Genomic DNA, 17,606 nt, shown 5'->3' on the forward strand with positions numbered 1-17,606 from the left:
CCTCAGGCGACGTTGCGCATGCCCATGACCCGCGCCCTTGCGCGCGGGTCGCTGTCAAAGAGCGAGGCGAGCTGTTCGGTCATGGCGCCCGCGAGCTGTTCCACGTCGGTGATGGTCACGGCGCGGTCGTAGTAGCGGGTCACGTCGTGGCCGATGCCGATGGCCAGAAGCTCGACCTGCTTCTTCTTCTCGACCATGGCGATGACGTCGCGCAGGTGCTTTTCGAGGTAGTTCGCGGGGTTCACCGACAGGGTGCTGTCGTCCACTGGCGCGCCGTCGGAGATCACCATGAGGATCTTGCGCGCCTCGGGGCGGCCGGCCATGCGCTTGTGCGCCCATTCCAGCGCCTCGCCGTCGATGTTCTCCTTCAGGAGCCCTTCCTTCATCATCAGGCCGAGGTTGGCGCGGGTGCGGCGCCAGGGGGCGTCGGCGCTCTTGTAGACGATGTGGCGCAGGTCGTTGAGGCGGCCGGGCTGCTGTTCGCGGCCCGCGTTGAGCCAGGCCTCGCGTGCGAGGCCGCCCTTCCAGGCGCGGGTGGTGAAGCCGAGGATCTCGACCTTGACCGAGCAGCGTTCCAGCGTGCGGGCGAGCACGTCGGCGCAGATCGCGGCGATGGAAATGGGCCGCCCGCGCATGGAGCCGGAGTTGTCGAGCAGGAGGGTCACGACGGTGTCGCGGAATTCCATGTCCTTCTCGACCTTGAAGGACAGCGGCGTGGTGGGGTTGGCCACCACGCGGGCAAGGCGCCCGGCATCGAGCACGCCCTCTTCCTTGTCGAATTCCCAGCTTCGGTTCTGCTGGGCCTGAAGGCGGCGCTGCAGCTTGTTGGCAAGCCGCGAGACGGCGCCCTTGAGCGGTTCGAGCTGCTGGTCGAGGTAGGCGCGCAGGCGTTCGAGCTCGACCGGTTCGGCAAGATCGGCGGCGGCGATTTCCTCGTCGTGATCGGTGCTGAAGACCTTGTACTCGGGGTCGGCCTCGGAAAAGGGCGCGGGCTGCGGCGGCTCGAGCGGGGCCTCGCCCTCGGGCATCTCGACCTCTTCGCCCATTTCCTGGTCGGCCATCTCGTCCATGGAGACCTGGGCCTGCGAGGGGTCCTGCGTTTCGTCCTGGCTCGATTCGGGCGAGGCGTCGGCGTCTTCCTCGGTCTGGTCGTCGTCGCCGGTGCTGTCCGGGTCCTGTTCGTCCTCGGTGCCTTCCTCGGCCTGGTCCTGCGCGTCCTCTTCGAGATCGTCGGGATCGTCGCCAAGCTGGTCGCCGTAGCCGAGATCGGTGATCATGCGGCGCGCGAAGCGGGCGAATTCGGTCTGGTCGGCCAGCCGTTCGCCCAGGCCTTCGAGCGTCATGCCGGCCTGGTCCTCGATGTGGCCGCGCCACAGGTCCATGACGTGGGCGGCGTCGTCGGGCAGGTCGCGGCCGGTGGCGAGGTGGCGGATGAGGTAGCCGGCGGCGACGGGCAGGGGCGCCTCGGAGGCCTCGGTGATCTGGCCGTAGCCGCGGCGCTTGGCCTCGTGGCCGATCTTGGCGTCGACGTTCTTGGCGGTGCCGGGCATGTCGTGGGCGCCCATCGCCTCGCACCGGGCGGTTTCCATGGCGTCGTAAAGCTCGCGCGCCATGTCGCCCTGCGGGGCGTAGCGGGCGTGGGTGCCCGCGTCGTGATAGCGGCGGTGCAGGGCCAGCGCGTCGGCGGTCCCGCGGGCCAGAAGCACCTCGTCCTGGGTCATCCGGCGCGACACCTGCGGCAGGCGCATGGCATCGCCCGAGACGCCCGAGGGATCGACCGAATAGCTGACCGACAATTCGGGATCGTCGGCCATGACCTTGGTTGCCTCGGCGAGGGCCTTCTTGAAGGGATCTGCGGGGTTGTCGGAATGCTGCGCCATGCCCTCAGATGTCGCGCCTTTGCGCGCGCTTGGCAAGAGGGGGTGGGCCTTCTGCCTGTCGTTCGGATCAGCCGAGGATGAGGCTTTCGCACATGGCGATCTGCCGCCGGGCGAGCGTCTGCGCCCGCCGGGCACGGCCGCGGTCGGGATCGAAGCTGGAAAGCTGCAGAAGCCGCGACTGCGCCTGCTTGGCGCCCGAGCGGTAGCGCCAGACGTCGATGCCCTCGAAGCCTGCATCCCGCGCATCGGGCAGGATCGCGTCGAGCATCATCTCGAACAGTTCGCGCCGGGCCTCGGGCGTGGCGCCGTCGGCATCGCCAAGAAGCCAAGCGTGTTCCATCGCGGCGGCATAGCGCCCCATGCAGGCGGCGAAGATGCGCGCCTGCTCCGCCGGATCGCGGGGCAGCGACGCCGCCGCGTGAGTGGCGCAGAGGAGCAGGACCGGGAGGATATGGCAGATGCGGAGTGTCATGGTACGTGACGCTGGGGAAATTGTCTTGGGAAAAGGTTGAAGCGGCGCGCGACGCTCAGCTTAAACGCGTGCAATTCGACGGAACGCCTGCTGCATTTGACCCCGCCGCGCGGCATGGTAGAGGAAGCGCCGAGTTACCGGAGCGACCCGCAATGAACCTCTTTTCCGACATCCGTGCCCAGGTCCTGGACGCGATCGCCGCGATGCAGGCCGAGGGCACACTGCCCGAGGGCCTCTCGACCGATGCGATCACGGTGGAGCCGCCGCGCGATCCGGCCCATGGCGACATGGCGACCAACGCCGCCATGGTCCTCGCCAAACCCGCGGGCAAGAAGCCACGCGACATCGCCGACGTGCTGGCAGGCAAGCTCGCGGATGACGCGCGCATCGCCTCGGCCGAGGTGGCGGGCCCGGGGTTCCTGAACCTGCGGCTGGCGGACGTGGTCTGGCAGGGTCTGCCCAAGGCGGTGCTGAGCGCGGGTGAGGCCTACGGGCGCGGTTCGCTGGGGCAGGGCGTGAAGGTCAACGTCGAATACGTCTCGGCCAACCCGACCGGGCCGCTGCACGTGGGGCACACACGGGGCGCGGTCTTTGGCGACGCGCTGGCCTCGCTGCTGGCCTACACCGGCTATGACGTGACGCGGGAGTACTACATCAACGACGGCGGCGCGCAGGTCGATGTGCTCGCGCGGTCGGTCTACCTGCGCTACCTCGAGGCGCATGGCCACGAGGTCGAATTTGCAGACGGCACCTATCCGGGCGACTACCTTGTCCCCGTGGGCGAGGCGCTCAAGGCCGATGTGGGCGATGCCTACGTCGACCAGCCGGAAAGCGTCTGGCTGGAAAAGGTGCGGGAGTTCGCGACCGACGCCATGCTGGCGCTGATCCGCGAGGATCTTGCGCAGCTGGGCGTGGAGATGGACGTCTTCTTCTCGGAAAAGTCGCTCTACGGCACGGGCCGGATCGAGAACGCCATCGACACGCTGCGCGACCGGGGCCTGATCTACAAGGGCACGCTGGAGCCGCCGAAGGGCAAGGTCCCCGAGGATTGGGAGCCGCGCGAGCAGACGCTGTTCAAGTCGACCGAGCACGGCGACGACGTGGACCGGCCGATCATGAAGTCGGACGGCGCCTGGACCTATTTCGCGCCGGACATCGCCTATCACTGGGACAAGATCGACCGCGGGTTCGACCAGCTGATCGACGTCTTCGGCGCCGACCACGGCGGTTACGTGAAGCGGATGAAGGCGGCGGTCTCGGCCCTGTCCGAGGGGCGCGTGCCGCTGGACGTGAAGCTGTGCCAGCTCGTGAAGCTCTACAAGAACGGCGAGCCGTTCAAGATGTCCAAGCGGGCAGGGACCTTCATTACCCTGCGCGACGTTGTGGACGAGGTCGGGCCCGACGTGACCCGCTTCGTGATGCTGACGCGCAAGAACGACGCACCGCTGGACTTCGATTTCGCCAAGGCGGTGGAGCAGTCCAAGGAAAACCCCGTCTTCTACGTGCAGTACGCGTACGCACGGGTCTTTTCGGTCCTGCGCAAGGCCGAGGCCGCCGGGATCGCCGTCGATGACGCCACGCTGGCAGGCGCGGATCTGTCGGACATGACCCACGAGACCGAGCTGAGCGTGGCGCGCAAGCTTGCGGAATGGCCGCGGCTGGTGGAGATCGCGGCGCGCACGCATGAACCGCACCGGGTGGCCTTCTTCCTCTATGACCTCGCCTCGGACCTGCATTCGCTCTACAACCGGGGCAACGACGAGCCCCAGTTGCGATTCCTGCAGGAAGATGACCCCGCCACGAGTCAAGCGAAAATCGCGTTGGCCCGGGCCGTCGCGGTTGTCATTTCGGCCGGTCTTGGTATCTTGGGGGTCAAGCCGGTCGAAGAGATGCGCTGAACACAAGGCGCCCGCCGGCTCGTTTCGGGCAGATCACCTGACGGCAATGCATCGTCGGGGAAAATGAGGCGCACATGGCAGACTATACCTTCGACGGGTACGATGGGGGCGATTCCGCCCCATCTTCCGCAAGAGTGGCGAGCCTGGCCAACTGGGCCGGCGCTGCGGCTTCGCTGGCGCTGGTGATCGGCATCAGTGTCTGGGGCTACCGGGTCGTGATGCGCGACGTGTCAGGCGTGCCGGTGGTGCGCGCGATGGAAGGTCCCATGCGGATCACGCCGGAAGACCCGGGTGGCGAGCTGAGCGACAATCGCACGCTCGCAGTGAACGAGGTCGCCGGTAACGGCGAGGCCTCGGGCCCCGTGGACCGGCTGGTGCTGGCGCCGCGCGAGGCGGGGCTGGGCGCCGACGACGTGCCGCAGGGTGCGCTGCCGGAGCTGACGGAGGATGAGCGCCGCGCCCGCGTGGGCGGCGGCACCTCCGACGGGGCGGCGGTGAGCGGCGATCCCATCGATGCGCTGGCCGAGAGACTTGCCTCAGGCACGCCTGAGGGCGAGGCCGCGGGGGAGACTGCCCCCGAGACAAACGATATCGACGATGCGCTGGCGAGCGTCATGGCGGACGAAAGCGGCGCGACGCCGACCGTCAGCAGCCGCGGCGACGTCATCGATGCCGACGAGGGCGACGGCGACGCGGCGCCCTTCGATGGGCCGGGCTTGTCCGTGTCGCTGCGTCCCAGGGTGCGACCCGCGGGGATCCGCACGGCCTCGCTCGGCACGCCGCCGGCCGAGGCCGCGGCGGCGGTCGCGAGGGAAAGCGCGGAAGTGCGCGAGATGGACCCCGAGATGCTGCCCTCGGGCACGCGGCTGGTGCAGATCGGCGCCTTTGACAGCCCTGAGACCGCGCGTACCGAGTGGGACCGCCTGCGCGGCCGCTTCGGTGATTACCTCGTGGACAAGGCGCGGGTGATCGAGAAGGCCACCTCCGGCGGACGCGTCTTCTATCGCCTGCGGGCGCACGGGTTCGACGATCTCGCCGATGCGCGTCGCTTCTGCGCGGCCTTCGTGGCGGGCAACGTCGACTGCATCCCGGTGGTGACGCGGTGACGGCCTGGGGCGCGGCCATCCTCGGCTGCGCGGGAACGGAGCTGAGCGGGGGCGAGCGGGCGTTCTTTGCCCAGAGCAATCCCTTCGGCTTCATCCTTTTCGCGCGCAATATCGAGACCGCCAACCAGCTTCGCCGCCTGACCGCGGACCTGCGCGAGGCCGTGGGCTGGAACGCGCCTGTCTTCATTGACCAAGAGGGTGGGCGCGTGCAGCGCCTGCGGCCGCCGATGGCGCGCGAATGGCTGCCGCCGCTTGATGATATCGCGCGGCTGGGGCCGGACGCGGCGCGTGGCATGGTGCTGCGCTACGCGATGATCTCCCACGAGCTGCGGGGCTACGGCATCGACGGCAACTGCGTGCCGACGCTGGACGTGGCGCGCCCCGAGACACACGCCATCCTGCGCAACCGCCTTTACGGCGATACGCCCGATGCGGTGGTCGACATCGGGAAGGCGGTCCTGAAGGCCTGCCTTGACGGTGGGGTGCTGCCAGTGATCAAGCATATCCCCGGCCACGGTATGGCGACGCTCGACAGCCACCTGGACCTGCCGCGCGTGTCGGCCCCGGTCGAGACGCTTGAGAGCGTCGACTTCGCACCCTTCCGGGCCTTCGCCGATGCGCCGCTGGCGATGACCGCGCACCTGGTCTACGAGGCGCTGGACGACGCGCCGGCGACGATCTCGCCCACCATGATCGCCCGCATCCGCGAGGATATCGGCTTTGGCGGCCTGCTGATGACCGATGACATCTCGATGGAGGCGCTCTCGGGCACGGTGCCCGAACGAGCCGAGGCCGCGCTTGGTGCGGGCTGCGATATTGTCCTGCACTGCAACGGCAAGCTCGACGAGATGACGCCGCTCATGGAGCGAGTGGGTGTGTTCGGCGCGGCGGCGCAGGAGCGCGCGGAAGCGGCGCTGGAGGCGCGCCGGGACCCCGAGACTGTTGACATCGAGGCGCTCGAGGCGGAGTTTGAGGCGCTCATCAACAGCCCGGACGAATGACCGACGAGGACGCCAGCGACAACGTCACCGCCCTGTCCACCGTGGCAGACCGTCTCGAGGCCGAGGCGCTGGTTGTCGATGTCGACGGGTATGAGGGTCCGCTGGACCTGCTGCTGACGCTGGCGCGCACGCAGAAGGTGGATCTGCGTAAGATCTCGGTACTTGGGCTGGCGCAGCAGTACCTTGCCTTCGTGGAGAAGGCCAAGGAGCTGCGGATCGAGCTTGCCGCCGATTACCTTGTCATGGCGGCCTGGCTGGCCTTTCTGAAATCCCGACTGCTGCTGCCGCCCGATCCCGAGGAGGAGGGTCCCTCGGGCGAGGAGCTTGCAGCACACCTGGCATTCCAGCTCGAACGCCTGCAGGCCATGCGGCAGGCGGCGGCGCAGCTCATGGGGCGCGACCAGCTTGGGCGGAACTTCTTTGCCCGCGGCCAGCCCGAGAGCGTCCAGCAGAAGAAGCGCGTGGTCTATTCGGCGACGCTGCTGGACCTGATGCAGGCCTACGCGCGCATCCGCACGCGCGATGAATTCCGCCCCTTCGTGATGGACCGCGACAAGGTCTTTACCATGGAAGAGGCGCTGGACCGGATGCGGGGGATGATCGGCTTTGCCGGCACCTGGACCGACATCCAGAGCTACCTGCCGGACGGGTGGGACGAGGATCCGGTCAAGTGGCGCTCGGCCACCGCCGCCACATTCGCCGCTTCGCTGGAGCTGGTGAAGGAGGGCAAGGCGGAACTGCGCCAGTCCGAGATATTCGCCCCGATCGAACTGCGCCGACGCGAGGACAGACGTGACTGAGGACGACGAACAGCCGCAAGCCGAGGCCGCGGACGAGACCCCGGGCGAGAGCCTGTTCGAGGCGCCGCCCATGGGCGAGCAGGAGCGCATGGTCGAGGCCATGCTCTTTGCCGCCTCCGAGCCGGTGACCTCGCGCGAGCTCGAGGCGCGGATGCCGCACGGCTGCGATGCCGCCGAGGCGTTGGTGCACCTGCGCAAGCGCTACGAGGGCCGCGGCGTGCACCTTGTTCGCGTGGGCGAAGCCTGGGCGATGCGCACGGCGCCGGATCTGGGCTTCCTCATGACGCGTGAGACCGTCGAGACGCGCAAGCTGTCGCGGGCGGCGATCGAGACGCTGGCCATCATCGCTTACCACCAGCCGGTGACGCGCGCCGAGATCGAGGAGATCCGCGGCGTGAGCGTCAGCCGGGGGACGGTGGATCAGTTGCTGGAAATGGAGTGGGTGCGCTTCGGCCGCCGAAGGATGACGCCGGGCCGCCCGGTGACCTTCGTGGTGACCGAGTCTTTCCTCGACCACTTCGGGCTCGAAAACGCGCGAGACCTGCCGGGGCTGGCCGAGCTGCGCGCCGCAGGGCTGCTGGAAAGCCGGCCGCGTCCCGAGGGGGCGCCCGAGGCCTCGGAGGACGAGGACGCCGAAGAGGCCGTGCAGACGGGGCAGAGCGAGCTTTTCGAGGACTGACCTCCGGACAAAGAAAAAGCCCCGGCCGCGTGGGCCGGGACTTCACCGTCTTGGATCAGGCTGCGATCAGCGGATCACTTCGACGATGCGGCGCGTCTCGGGGTCGATGATGACCGTCTGACGGTTCACGTTCAGGTAGGAATAGTCGCTGTCCGGAACCTCGTAGACCTCGATTTCCTGCGGAATGCCGGCACCGCGCGCCACTTCGCCTTCAAGGAAGACGGGCTCGACCGGGTTGCTGCGCACATAGGTCACGGTGGCCTCGGGCGTATCGGCAGCGGCGCCACCTGCCATGCCGAGCACGGCGCCCGCGGCCGCGGCTGCCGGGCCGCCGATCAGGAGGGCGCCTGCGGCTGCGCCGAGCGTGCCGCCGGCTGCGGCATCGGCCGCGTTGTCGTCCTCGTACTCGATGATGGCGACGTCGGCGGTGTTCTCGTAGACCACGGTCGGTTCAGCCTCGGGGCCTTCGATCGGTGCTGTCAGGTAGGCGGAATAAGCCCAGCCGGTCGTGCCGTCATAGGTGACTTCGCACCATTCGCCGGCTTCGGTACAGCCGGCCATGTCGACCGAATCCTCGCCGTCGATCACGCCGACGACTTCGTACTGCGGACCGGGGCCCGCGCGGAGGTTCAGATCGGTGGTGGCAGTGGCTGTCATCGCGGCGAGCGCCGGGGTGGCGGCCAGTGCGATTGCGGTGGTGGCAATGAGCCCGGTCTTGATGCCCTTGGTCATTTCCGTGTCCTTCCTTGCTGTTCTACCGTTTTCGGTTCGACAGCCAAGAAAGTCGCGGGGAGGAGAAACGTTCCCGGGGGATGTGTTTCTTAAGTCTTTGAATCGGCGATAAATTGCTTGCCGAGCTTCAGGCCCTGACCCTGGTAATTGGACGATATGCCCTGTCCATACAGGCGTTTCGGCACTTCGGACATGCGCTCGTAGACCAGTCGTCCGACGATCTGTCCGTGCTCCAGAACGAAGGGCGCCTCGTGGCATCTGACCTCGAGAACGCCCCGCGCGCCGGCGCCTCCGGCGGGCCCGTGGCCGAAGCCCGGATCGAAGAACCCCGCGTAGTGGACGCGGAATTCGCCGACCATGGCGAGGTAGGGCGCCATCTCTGCGGCGTAGCTGGGGGGGATGTGCACGGCCTCGCGGCTGACGAGGATGTAGAAGGCGTCCGGGTCGAGGATCAGGCGGCCCTTTTCCGTGTGCAGCGGATCCCAGAAATCCCGCGGGTCGTAGTGGTCGATCTTCTCGAGATCGATGAGCCCGGTGTGCGGCTTGGCCCGCCAGCCGACGAGCCCGTCGCGGCCGGGCTGCAGGTCGACCGAGAAGCCGAGTCCCTGGTCGATGACCGGCTCGCCCCCGGTGACCAGCGTATCGGTCGCATGAAGGCTGCGCAGCTCGTCGTCGGTGAGCACGCTTCGGTCCTGCCGGAAGCGGATCTGGTTGAGGCGGGTGCCGGGCTTGACCAGCACCGAGAAAGAGCGCGGGCAAATCTCGGCGTAGAGCGGCCCGTCGTAGCCCGGAGCGATGCGGTCGAATTCGGTCCCGTCGTCGGTGATGAGCCGGGTGAGCAGGTCGAGCCGACCGGTGGAGCTCTTGGCGTTGGCGATGGCGTGTACATCGGCGGGCAGGGAGAGGCTCTCCTGCAGGGGCACGAGGTAGACGCAGCCCTTTTCCAGAACCGCACCGGGCGTGAGGTCGATCTGGTGCATCTCGAACTCGGCCAGACGGTCCGCGACGCGCTTGCCGCTGCCGGCAAGGAAGGAAGCCCGGACGCGGTAGGCGGTGGAGCCGAGACGCAGGTCGAGGCTGGCGGGCTGCAGTTGCCCTTCGACGAGCGGCGCCTGCGCCGAGATGGCGTGCGAGGCGAAAAGCGCTTCGATCTGCTGGCTGGCGAGAACCCCGGTCATATGCCTCTCCCGTATACTGTTCCGCCCTCTTAGCAGCGCGGGGACGGCGGGGGGAAGCAGGTCGCAAAGATGCGGGGCCCGGGGCCGGGCGATGCCCTTACCGTTGCCATACCTGCGATGCGGGGAAATTTTGGTCGGGCTAGCAGGACTCGAACCTGCGACCTTCCGTCCCCCAGACGGACGCGCTACCAGGCTGCGCCATAGCCCGACTTGTGAGGCCGTGTCATACCCGTTTTGTGGGCCGGGGCAACCCCCCTTGAGAGGGATTTTTCCCTGACGCGACGACCTTAGGCCCGGGTCGCAGACATCCGGTCGGAGATCTGCTGCAGGGCCGCCACGTGACCCGCGATCTGGCTGGCCTGACGGGCGGAGAGACTGTCGACACGGGCAAGCTGGGACAGCACCCCGGGACGCGGCGTGATGGGTGCGATCTCCCGCGCGACGAGCGGAGCGCGTGCGGCGTCGGGCGCCTCGGGCTCTACCGCTTCGGGCTCTTCCGACACGGGCTCGGCCGGATCGGTGTCGAAGAGGGGCAGGTCGGGGGCGTTGTCGTCCTCGATCAGGTGGTCGAGATCGGACATGGCCACCTCTTCCTCGGGGTTTTGGGCGGGCACATCGGCCGCGGCATCCGCGGCGAGGCCCGAATCCTCTTCCAGCGGCTCGGCACTGGCGGCGAAGGCGGGCGCCTCGGGAAGGTCACCGGCAGGTGCTGCCTCCATGACCGTATCGGCGGGGGCAGGGGCCTCGGCCGTCTCGGAGAGGGTTTCCTGCGCGGGATCTTCCGGCGCCGCGGCCTGCGGCGCCTGCTCCGATTCGGCGGGCGCACTGCGGGCGAAGGGCACGACGGTTTCCACCGCCTCGGCCTCTGTAAATGGGGCATCCTCGACCGGCGTGCCGGCCACGCTGCCATCGAGGCTGTAGGGCGAAAGCGAGGCCACATGGCGCACGCCCTGTTCGCGCAGCAGCTTCTGCACGCCCTTGATGGTCATCCCGTCCTCGTGAAGCAGGCGCTTGATGCCGCCGATCAATTCCATGTCGGCGGGCCGGTAGTAGCGGCGGCCGCCGGCACGCTTGACCGGCTTCACCTGGGTGAACTTGCTTTCCCAGAAGCGCAGGACGTGGGCGGGGGTATCAAGCCATTCCGCCACCTCGGAGATGGTGCGGAAGGCGTCGCGTGACTTGGGCACCGGCGCCATCAGGACTTGTTGCCCTGCGCGACGCGTTCCTTCATCAGGTGCGAAGGCCGGAAGGTCAGGACGCGGCGGGGCTGGATCGGCACTTCCTGGCCGGTTTTGGGATTTCGCCCGACCCGGGCCGCCTTTTCACGCACCGAGAAGGTCCCGAAGGACGAGATCTTCACCTGTTCGCCGGCGACCAGCGAATCCGACATGTGTTCGAGCACGGATTCCACGAGTTCGGCGCTTTCGTTGCGTGACAGGCCCACCTCGCGAAAGACGGCTTCGCTCAGATCCATACGCGTTACGGTGCGTTCGCCCATCAATCATCCCTCCAGATTTCGGCCCAAGGATAGGCCGCAGGAAATTTCCGAGTCAATAACAGGGACTTGGGAACTGGGGTTCAGGCGCGGATTTCACCACCGCATGACCACCGCGCCCCAGGCGAGGCCACCGCCGATCGCCTCGGTCACGACCACGTCGCCGGTCTTGATCTGGCCGCGGGCCTTGCCCACCGACAGCGCCAGCGGGATCGAGGCGGCAGAGGTGTTGCCGTGGTCCTGGACGGTGACGACGACGCGATCCATGGAGAGTCCGAGCTTCTTGGCCGTGCCCGTGATGATCCGGATGTTGGCCTGGTGCGGCACGATCCAGTCGATGTCATCCGACGAGAGCCCCGCCTTGGCGAGAGCGCTCTCTGCCGAGGACGAAAGCTTTTCGACGGCGTGGCGGAAAACCTCGCGCCCCTGCATGCGCAGGAAGCCGGTGTTCTGCGTCGCGACGCCGCCGTCGACATAGAGAAGGTCGCGGAAACGGCCGTCGGAGTTTAGATCCGTGGAGAGGATGCCGCGATCTGCGCTGTTGCCGTCACCTTCCTGCGCTTCGAGCACGAGCGCACCCGCGCCGTCGCCGAAGAGAACGCAGGTCGAGCGGTCCGACCAGTCCATGATCCTGGAAAATGTCTCGGCCCCGATCACGAGGATCCGCTTGGCCTGTCCCGAGAGGATCATCGCGTTGGCGTTGCTGAGCGCGTAGACGAAGCCCGCGCAGACCGCCTGAACGTCGAAGGCGAAGCCGTGGGTCATGCCAAGCGCGGCCTGCACCATGGTGGCCGCCGAAGGGAAGGTCAGGTCGGCCGTGGAAGTGGCGAGCACGATGGCGTCGATGTCGTCGGCCGTCAGTCCGGCGTCGTCGAGCGCCGCACGGGCCGCGCGGGTGGCGAGGTCAGAGGTCGTCTGGCCCTCGGCGGCAAAATGCCGACGTTCGATCCCCGACCGGCTGCGAATCCACTCGTCCGAGGTATCCAGGGTCTCTTCGAATTCGGCGTTCTCGACGATGCGATCGGGCAGGTAGTGGCCTACCCCGATGGCAACAGCACGTCGTGTCATGAATGTGTTCCGTCTTTCCGGCCGGCAGTCGGCCCGGGGTCATCCTGCGCAACCTCGGCGGCAGAGGCAACCCGTGCCGCCAGACGGTCGGAGAAGCCGGAGCGGGCCAGCGTGAAGGCCAGCTTGACGGCGGCCGAGATGCCGGTCGCGTCGGCCGAGCCGTGAGATTTCACCACGGTGCCGTTGAGCCCGAGGAAGACACCGCCGTTGACGCGGCGGGGGTCGATCCGCTTTTGCAGGCGCTTCAACGAGGTGAGCGCGAGCAGCGACGCGATACGCGAAAGGGGAGTGTAGGCGAAGGCCTCCTTCAGGAGGTCGCCGATCAGCGAGGCGGTGCCTTCGCCGGTCTTGAGCGCGACGTTGCCGGTGAACCCGTCGGTGATGATCACGTCGACCCGGTCGCCGGGAATATCGCCGCCTTCGACGAAGCCCACGAATTCGTACTGTCCGGTCGAGGCCTTGTCGGCGATGAGGTCATAGGCCTGACGCAGCTCGGCCCGGCCCTTGTGTTCCTCGGTTCCGACGTTGAGCAGACCGACACGCGGATTGGTCAGCCCCATGCCGTTGCGGGCGTAGGAGCTTCCCATCAGCGCATACTGCAGCAGGTCCGGCGCATCGGCGCGGATGTCCGCGCCCACGTCCAGCATGATGTTGAACCCCTGCGGATTGCGCGAGGGCCAGAGCACCGCGATCGCAGGGCGATCCACGCCGGGAAGCTTGCGCAGCCGGATCATCGAGAGCGCCATGAGCGCCCCGGTGTTGCCGCAGCTGACAGCGACGGTCGCCTCGCCATTGCGCACGGCATCGAGCGTCGACCACATCGACGTGTCCTTGCCGTTGCGCATCACCTGGCTGGGCTTGTCTTCCATCGTGACGACACCCGAGGCATCGCGGATGTCGCAGCGGCCGCGCAGGTTGCGACGCTTTGCAACGAGCCGGCGAAGCTCGTCCTCGGGGCCATGCAGAAGGAAGTGGATCTCGGGATTCTTGCTCGCAGAGCGAGAAATGCCGGCGACCACTGCCGCCGGCCCATGATCTCCGCCCATGGCGTCGACCGATATCACCACCCGCTGTGTGCCCGCCTTGTTGGGATCCTGCAGAGAGGTCATCCGAGGGGGGCTTTCGGCAAGGGGTTTATGCTGCGTCGTCGTCCAGATCGATCTCGTCCGTCATGGCGACCACTTCGCGCTCGGCGTAGTGCCCGCAGGAGGGACAGACGTGATGGGGGCGCTTGAGTTCGCCGCAGTTGTCGCATTCATTCGGATTCGACGCCACCAGCGCATCGTGTGCGCGACGGTTGTTGCGGCGCGATTTCGAAACCTTGTTCTGTTGGACGGCCATGTCTCAACCTCGATTCGCGTGGTGGGGGCAGGGGCCTGCCCCGGATGGGCGGGCCTGTCCGGCCTCATATTGCTACGAGGGGCCGGGACACAACCCTGTAATTCTCATGAAGGCGCGAAAATACGGACGCGCCACCAAAACGCAAGTGGATTCTCAGCTTTCGGAGTCCGAACCGCCCAGCTTGTCGCGAAGTTCCTTAAGGCCTGCAAAAGGACGCGCGTCCTCGTCGGTCATGGGCTCCACGCCGTCCTCGGCATAGAGCGCCTGGCCGATCTCGACCCCCTCCTTGCGGGGGTATTCGGGCAGAGCGAGGGCGAGTGCCTCGAGCATTATCGCGTCGAGGTCGATGACCTCTCCGAGCGGCTCGACGCTGTCGTCCTCGGGGACCTCTGTTTCGGAGCCGGGCTCGGGCGAGTCGAGCTGCTGCGGGGGAAGGTAGGTCCGCACGACGTCGCGTTCGATGCGTGTGCTGACCGGTTCCAGCGTGACGACGCAGTTCTGCACGGCGGTCGCGCCCAGATGCGCCTCGAGCCGCCAGCCGTTGGAGACGGGCTTCACTTCGCCGGTCAGCGCCAGCTTGCGCAGCGCCTCGGCGCCAAGCGTTTCGGCTAGCGCACGTGTGGTGTCTTCGTCCGGGGCGCGCCGGAACCGGTTGGCCCGCCGGTTGCTCAGTTCCGCAACGCGCAGCCGCGCCTGGTCTGTGGCCTCATCGCTCATGCCTGTGCGTATCCCTACCTTGAATGGTGCGTGTTTCGCCGTTAAGCGGGATTAAGTTGCGACCAAGACCAAGATCAAGAGGTGGGCAGTGAGCGGGACACGGCGACATTTGACACGCGGCGTGGCGTTTGCTGCCGTATTCGCGCTGTCTGCCTGCGCGGCGCAGTATCGTACGCATGGCTATGTACCTCCGGAAGAAGATCTGCAGATGATCGTTCCGGGCGTGGATACACGGGCCACCGTCGAGGATGTCGTGGGCATTCCCACCACTTCGGGCGTGAGCGGCGAGAGCGGTTATTACTACATCGAATCCGAGACACGCCGGCTGGGCTTTCAGCGGCCGCAGGTCGTGGACCGCACGGTTCTGGCGATCACGTTCGATCCCGACGGCGTCGTGCGCAACATCGCGACCTACGGGCTCGAAGATGGTAACGTCGTGCCGATCACCCGGCGCGTGACCGAGACACCGGACAGCGATATCGGCTTCATTCGCCGTCTCTTCGGCAACATCGGCGGACTGTCGCTCGCCAACGACGACCTCTAGGCCGTCACGTCGCTGTCACGCGGGTCTGTCAGGGCGCGGCGGGATCACGCCGCCCCGAACGGAGCGTAGCAGCATGCCGATTCTCTCCCGGGGCCGATATCTGGCCCGCCTTGCCGAGACCCCGGGCGACATCGCCGCGGCGCAGCGCCTCCGGGCGCTGGCCTTCCATGGCGATGCGGCGGGTGCGGATGTCGATGCGCATGACGGGGTCTGCGACCATGTCCTGATCGAGGAGGCCGCGACCGGAACGCTGGTCTGTTGCTTCCGGGTCCTGCCGCTACCGGGTGGGGCAGAGATCGGACGGAGCTATTCTGCCCAGTATTACGAGCTCTCCGCGCTCAAGGCCTTCGACGGCCGTATCGTCGAACTGGGGCGCTTTTGCGTGCATCCCGGTCATCACGATCCCGACATCCTGCGTGTCGCCTGGGCCGCGATGACCCGTTATGTAGATGCGCAGGGCGTGGAACTGCTCTGCGGCTGCGCCTCTTTCGCGGGCACGGACGCGAGGGCCTATCACGATGCGTTCGCCGTGCTGAAGGCGCGTCACCTGGCGCCGAAGTGCTGGCTGCCCCGGGTGAAGGCGCCCGATGTCTTCCGCTTTGCCCAGCGTCTGCGGCGCAAGCCCGACGCCAAGGCCGCCATGTCGCGCATGCCGCCGCTGCTGCGGTTCTACCTCGCGCTGGGGGGCTGGGTCAGCGATCACGCGGTGGTCGACCGCCAGATGAACACGCTGCACGTCTTTACAGGGGTTGAGATCGCCGCGATCCCCGAGGCGCGCAAACGCCTGTTCCGCGCGATGGCGGGCTGACGGCGAGTGCTTGACGCTGCCCCCGACTGGCCCTAGCGGTCACGCCCATGGCTCAGGCACCCCTTCTGCAACTCTCCGACATTTCGCTGACCTTCGGGGGCGATCCCGTCTTTTCCGATCTCTCGCTGGCCGTGCAGCCCGGCGACCGCGTGGCGCTTGTCGGGCGCAACGGTTCGGGCAAATCCACGCTGATGAAGGTCATGGCGGGCCTGGTCGAGGCCGACAGCGGCAGCGTCACCGTGCCCACCGGCACGCGCGTGGGCTACATGGAGCAGGAGCCCGACCTGTCGGGCTATGCCACGCTGGGCGAGTTTGCCATGTCCGAGCTGGCGCCGGGGCAGGAATACCTTGTCGAGCAGGCCAGCGAAGGTCTGAAGTTCGATCCCTCCAAGTCGCCTGAAACCGCATCCGGCGGCGAGCGTCGCCGCGCGGCGCTGGCCAAGCTCATGGCCGAGGGGCCGGAGCTGATGCTGCTGGACGAGCCGACCAACCACCTCGACATCGAGGCGATCGGCTGGCTGGAAAACGAGCTCAAGACCACGCGCACGGCCTATGTCCTCATCTCGCACGACCGGCGGTTCCTCACCGAACTGACGCGTGCGACGCTCTGGATTGACCGGGGCGCGGTGCGCCGTCAGGAAAAGGGATTCGCCGCCTTCGAGGAATGGCGCGACAAGACCTGGGAAGACGAGGACCAGCAGCGCCACAAGCTCGACCGCAAGATCAAGGAAGAGGCCCGCTGGGCCGTCGAGGGCATCAGCGCGCGGCGCAAGCGCAACCAGGGCCGCCTGCGGGCGCTTCAGGATATGAAGTCCGAGCGCGCCTCGCAGCAGTCCAGGCAGGGCAAGGCGGCCATGGCGCTGGAAAGCGGGCCCAAGTCCGGCAAGCGCGTGATCGAGGCGAAGGACCTGAGTCACGGCTTCGGCGACAAGACCATCGTGCGCGATTTCTCGATCCGCGTGCAGCGCGGCGAGCGTGTGGCCTTCGTCGGCCCCAACGGCGTGGGCAAGACCACGCTGATCCGTATCCTCATGGGCGAGCTGGAGCCCGACGCGGGCACGGTCACGCTGGGCACCGACCTCGTGCCCGCCATCTTCGACCAGAGCCGCGCGCGGCTCGACGAGAACCAGTCGCTTTGGGAGAACCTCGTCGGCGACAAGGACATGCGCGTGTCGGGCAAGGCGGACCAGGTGCTGGTGCGCGGCCAGCCCAAGCACGTGGTGGGTTACCTCAAGGAATTCCTCTTCGACGAGCGTCAGGCGCGGGCGCCCGTGCGGTCGCTGTCGGGGGGCGAGAAGGCGCGGCTGCTGCTGGCCAAGATCATGGCCCGCGAATCGAACCTTCTGGTGTTGGACGAACCGACCAACGATCTTGACGTGGAAACGCTGGACCTGCTGCAGGACCTGCTGGGCGAATACGACGGCACGGTGCTGCTGGTGAGCCACGACCGGGATTTCATCGACCGGGTGGCGTCGACCACCATCGCGATGGAGGGCAATGGTCGCGTGACGGCCTATGCTGGCGGCTGGACCGACTACCAGACCCAGAAGCGCGAGGCAGAGGGCGGCCCGATGCCCGCCAAGGGCGGCAAGGCCAAGCCCAAGGCGCAGGGCGGCAAGGAAAGCAAGGACAGCGGAAAAACGGCGTCCGACGGCGACGGCAGCCTGAGCTTCACCGAGAAGCACCGGCTGGAGGAGCTGCCCAAGGTCATGGAGCGGCTCGAGAAGGAAATCGCCAAGCTCGAGGAACTGCTGGCCGATCCCGAGCTGTTCACCCGCGAGCCGATGAAGTTCCAGAAGGCCACCGACGCCCTGACCGAGCGGCACACGGCGCTGCAGGATGCCGAGGAAGAGTGGCTCTCGCTTGCGGAGCGGGCCGAGGCCTGAG

Annotated in this window: 18 protein-coding genes and 1 tRNA gene; 8 read left to right on the forward strand and 11 right to left on the reverse strand. The window is 67.4% G+C overall.

All coding sequences use genetic code 11. From position 1 onward, the window contains the following. Positions 1-2 precede the first annotated feature (2 nt). The gene (gene cobT, locus C8N44_RS05085; protein ID WP_107975102.1) at positions 3-1,880 is read right to left on the reverse strand and encodes a cobaltochelatase subunit CobT; all 1,878 of its coding nucleotides are present in this window, start codon (positions 1,878-1,880) and stop codon (positions 3-5) included. A gap of 67 nt (positions 1,881-1,947) precedes the next feature. After that, positions 1,948-2,352 (reverse strand): hypothetical protein, encoded by a 405-nt coding sequence (locus C8N44_RS05090; RefSeq protein ID WP_107975103.1) that lies wholly within the window; start codon positions 2,350-2,352, stop codon positions 1,948-1,950. Positions 2,353-2,504: 152 nt separating this feature from the next. On the opposite strand from C8N44_RS05090, the gene argS reads away from it, so the two are divergent. The 5 genes from argS (at position 2,505) to scpB (ending at position 7,836) form a co-directional block, all read left to right on the forward strand. Next, the gene (gene argS / locus C8N44_RS05095; protein WP_107975104.1) at positions 2,505-4,250 is read left to right on the forward strand and encodes an arginine--tRNA ligase; all 1,746 of its coding nucleotides are present in this window, start codon (positions 2,505-2,507) and stop codon (positions 4,248-4,250) included. A gap of 74 nt (positions 4,251-4,324) precedes the next feature. Further along, entirely contained in the window at positions 4,325-5,356 is a 1,032-nt protein-coding gene (locus C8N44_RS05100; protein WP_107975105.1) for an SPOR domain-containing protein, read from the forward strand. Then, positions 5,353-6,357: a glycoside hydrolase family 3 N-terminal domain-containing protein gene (locus C8N44_RS05105; RefSeq protein ID WP_107975106.1), complete on the forward strand. Its 1,005-nt coding sequence runs from the start codon at positions 5,353-5,355 to the stop codon at positions 6,355-6,357. Before C8N44_RS05100 ends, C8N44_RS05105 begins: the two co-directional genes overlap by 4 nt. Further along, positions 6,354-7,157 (forward strand): segregation and condensation protein A, encoded by an 804-nt coding sequence (locus tag C8N44_RS05110; RefSeq protein ID WP_107975107.1) that lies wholly within the window; start codon positions 6,354-6,356, stop codon positions 7,155-7,157. Before C8N44_RS05105 ends, C8N44_RS05110 begins: the two co-directional genes overlap by 4 nt. A gap of 70 nt (positions 7,158-7,227) precedes the next feature. Then, positions 7,228-7,836 (forward strand): SMC-Scp complex subunit ScpB, encoded by a 609-nt coding sequence (gene scpB / locus C8N44_RS05115; RefSeq protein ID WP_107975234.1) that lies wholly within the window; start codon positions 7,228-7,230, stop codon positions 7,834-7,836. Positions 7,837-7,902: 66 nt separating this feature from the next. Here scpB and C8N44_RS05120 read toward each other — a convergent pair whose 3' ends face one another. The 9 genes from C8N44_RS05120 to C8N44_RS05160 form a co-directional block, all read right to left on the reverse strand. Continuing rightward, positions 7,903-8,568 (reverse strand): DUF1236 domain-containing protein, encoded by a 666-nt coding sequence (locus C8N44_RS05120; protein ID WP_107975108.1) that lies wholly within the window; start codon positions 8,566-8,568, stop codon positions 7,903-7,905. Positions 8,569-8,657: 89 nt separating this feature from the next. Continuing rightward, a complete protein-coding gene (locus C8N44_RS05125) occupies positions 8,658-9,746 on the reverse strand; it encodes a 2'-deoxycytidine 5'-triphosphate deaminase (protein WP_107975109.1) in 1,089 nt (362 codons plus the stop codon). A gap of 131 nt (positions 9,747-9,877) precedes the next feature. Continuing rightward, a tRNA-Pro gene (locus tag C8N44_RS05130) sits at positions 9,878-9,954 on the reverse strand. 79 nt (positions 9,955-10,033) lie between these two features. Next, positions 10,034-10,942 (reverse strand): MerR family transcriptional regulator, encoded by a 909-nt coding sequence (locus C8N44_RS23780; protein WP_244640992.1) that lies wholly within the window; start codon positions 10,940-10,942, stop codon positions 10,034-10,036. After that, entirely contained in the window at positions 10,942-11,244 is a 303-nt protein-coding gene (gene ihfA / locus C8N44_RS05140) for an integration host factor subunit alpha (RefSeq protein ID WP_107975110.1), read from the reverse strand. The genes C8N44_RS23780 and ihfA overlap by 1 nt, the downstream gene beginning before the upstream one ends. 93 nt (positions 11,245-11,337) lie before the next feature. Next, entirely contained in the window at positions 11,338-12,309 is a 972-nt protein-coding gene (locus C8N44_RS05145; RefSeq protein ID WP_107975111.1) for a beta-ketoacyl-ACP synthase III, read from the reverse strand. Then, the gene (gene plsX, locus C8N44_RS05150) at positions 12,306-13,418 is read right to left on the reverse strand and encodes a phosphate acyltransferase PlsX (protein ID WP_107975112.1); all 1,113 of its coding nucleotides are present in this window, start codon (positions 13,416-13,418) and stop codon (positions 12,306-12,308) included. The genes C8N44_RS05145 and plsX overlap by 4 nt, the downstream gene beginning before the upstream one ends. 25 nt (positions 13,419-13,443) lie before the next feature. Next, entirely contained in the window at positions 13,444-13,650 is a 207-nt protein-coding gene (gene rpmF, locus C8N44_RS05155) for a 50S ribosomal protein L32 (protein ID WP_107975113.1), read from the reverse strand. Between the two features lie 153 nt (positions 13,651-13,803). Continuing rightward, entirely contained in the window at positions 13,804-14,367 is a 564-nt protein-coding gene (locus C8N44_RS05160) for a YceD family protein (protein ID WP_107975114.1), read from the reverse strand. A 121-nt stretch (positions 14,368-14,488) separates the two neighbouring features. On the opposite strand from C8N44_RS05160, the gene C8N44_RS05165 reads away from it, so the two are divergent. The 3 genes from C8N44_RS05165 to C8N44_RS05175 all read left to right on the forward strand — a co-directional run bounded on the left by C8N44_RS05165 (position 14,489) and on the right by C8N44_RS05175 (position 17,605). Continuing rightward, positions 14,489-14,911, forward strand: a complete 423-nt coding sequence (locus C8N44_RS05165; RefSeq protein ID WP_107975235.1) for an outer membrane protein assembly factor BamE — start codon at positions 14,489-14,491, stop codon at positions 14,909-14,911. Positions 14,912-14,984: 73 nt separating this feature from the next. Further along, positions 14,985-15,719 (forward strand): GNAT family N-acetyltransferase, encoded by a 735-nt coding sequence (locus C8N44_RS05170; protein WP_107975115.1) that lies wholly within the window; start codon positions 14,985-14,987, stop codon positions 15,717-15,719. A gap of 47 nt (positions 15,720-15,766) precedes the next feature. Next, positions 15,767-17,605 (forward strand): ABC-F family ATP-binding cassette domain-containing protein, encoded by a 1,839-nt coding sequence (locus C8N44_RS05175; RefSeq protein WP_107975116.1) that lies wholly within the window; start codon positions 15,767-15,769, stop codon positions 17,603-17,605. Position 17,606 lies beyond the last annotated feature (1 nt).

It is taken from the genome of Allosediminivita pacifica (genome assembly GCF_003054175.1).
Classification (GTDB): Bacteria; Pseudomonadota; Alphaproteobacteria; order Rhodobacterales; family Rhodobacteraceae; genus Allosediminivita; species Allosediminivita pacifica.

Excerpts from the sequence above, each read along its gene's own strand:
- C8N44_RS05125 (WP_107975109.1), bottom strand. The coding sequence starts at position 9,746 with ATGACCGGGGTTCTCGCCAGCCAGCAGATCGAAGCGCTTTTCGCCTCG.
- cobT (WP_107975102.1), bottom strand. The coding sequence starts at position 1,880 with ATGGCGCAGCATTCCGACAACCCCGCAGATCCCTTCAAGAAGGCCCTC.
- rpmF (WP_107975113.1), bottom strand. The coding sequence starts at position 13,650 with ATGGCCGTCCAACAGAACAAGGTTTCGAAATCGCGCCGCAACAACCGT.
- scpB (WP_107975234.1), top strand. The coding sequence starts at position 7,228 with ATGGGCGAGCAGGAGCGCATGGTCGAGGCCATGCTCTTTGCCGCCTCC.
- plsX (WP_107975112.1), bottom strand. The coding sequence starts at position 13,418 with ATGACCTCTCTGCAGGATCCCAACAAGGCGGGCACACAGCGGGTGGTG.
- C8N44_RS05110 (WP_107975107.1), top strand. The coding sequence starts at position 6,354 with ATGACCGACGAGGACGCCAGCGACAACGTCACCGCCCTGTCCACCGTG.
- ihfA (WP_107975110.1), bottom strand. The coding sequence starts at position 11,244 with ATGGGCGAACGCACCGTAACGCGTATGGATCTGAGCGAAGCCGTCTTT.
- argS (WP_107975104.1), top strand. The coding sequence starts at position 2,505 with ATGAACCTCTTTTCCGACATCCGTGCCCAGGTCCTGGACGCGATCGCC.
- C8N44_RS05120 (WP_107975108.1), bottom strand. The coding sequence starts at position 8,568 with ATGACCAAGGGCATCAAGACCGGGCTCATTGCCACCACCGCAATCGCA.
- C8N44_RS05145 (WP_107975111.1), bottom strand. The coding sequence starts at position 12,309 with ATGACACGACGTGCTGTTGCCATCGGGGTAGGCCACTACCTGCCCGAT.
- C8N44_RS05100 (WP_107975105.1), top strand. The coding sequence starts at position 4,325 with ATGGCAGACTATACCTTCGACGGGTACGATGGGGGCGATTCCGCCCCA.
- C8N44_RS05160 (WP_107975114.1), bottom strand. The coding sequence starts at position 14,367 with ATGAGCGATGAGGCCACAGACCAGGCGCGGCTGCGCGTTGCGGAACTG.
- C8N44_RS05090 (WP_107975103.1), bottom strand. The coding sequence starts at position 2,352 with ATGACACTCCGCATCTGCCATATCCTCCCGGTCCTGCTCCTCTGCGCC.
- C8N44_RS23780 (WP_244640992.1), bottom strand. The coding sequence starts at position 10,942 with ATGGCGCCGGTGCCCAAGTCACGCGACGCCTTCCGCACCATCTCCGAG.
- C8N44_RS05170 (WP_107975115.1), top strand. The coding sequence starts at position 14,985 with ATGCCGATTCTCTCCCGGGGCCGATATCTGGCCCGCCTTGCCGAGACC.
- C8N44_RS05175 (WP_107975116.1), top strand. The coding sequence starts at position 15,767 with ATGGCTCAGGCACCCCTTCTGCAACTCTCCGACATTTCGCTGACCTTC.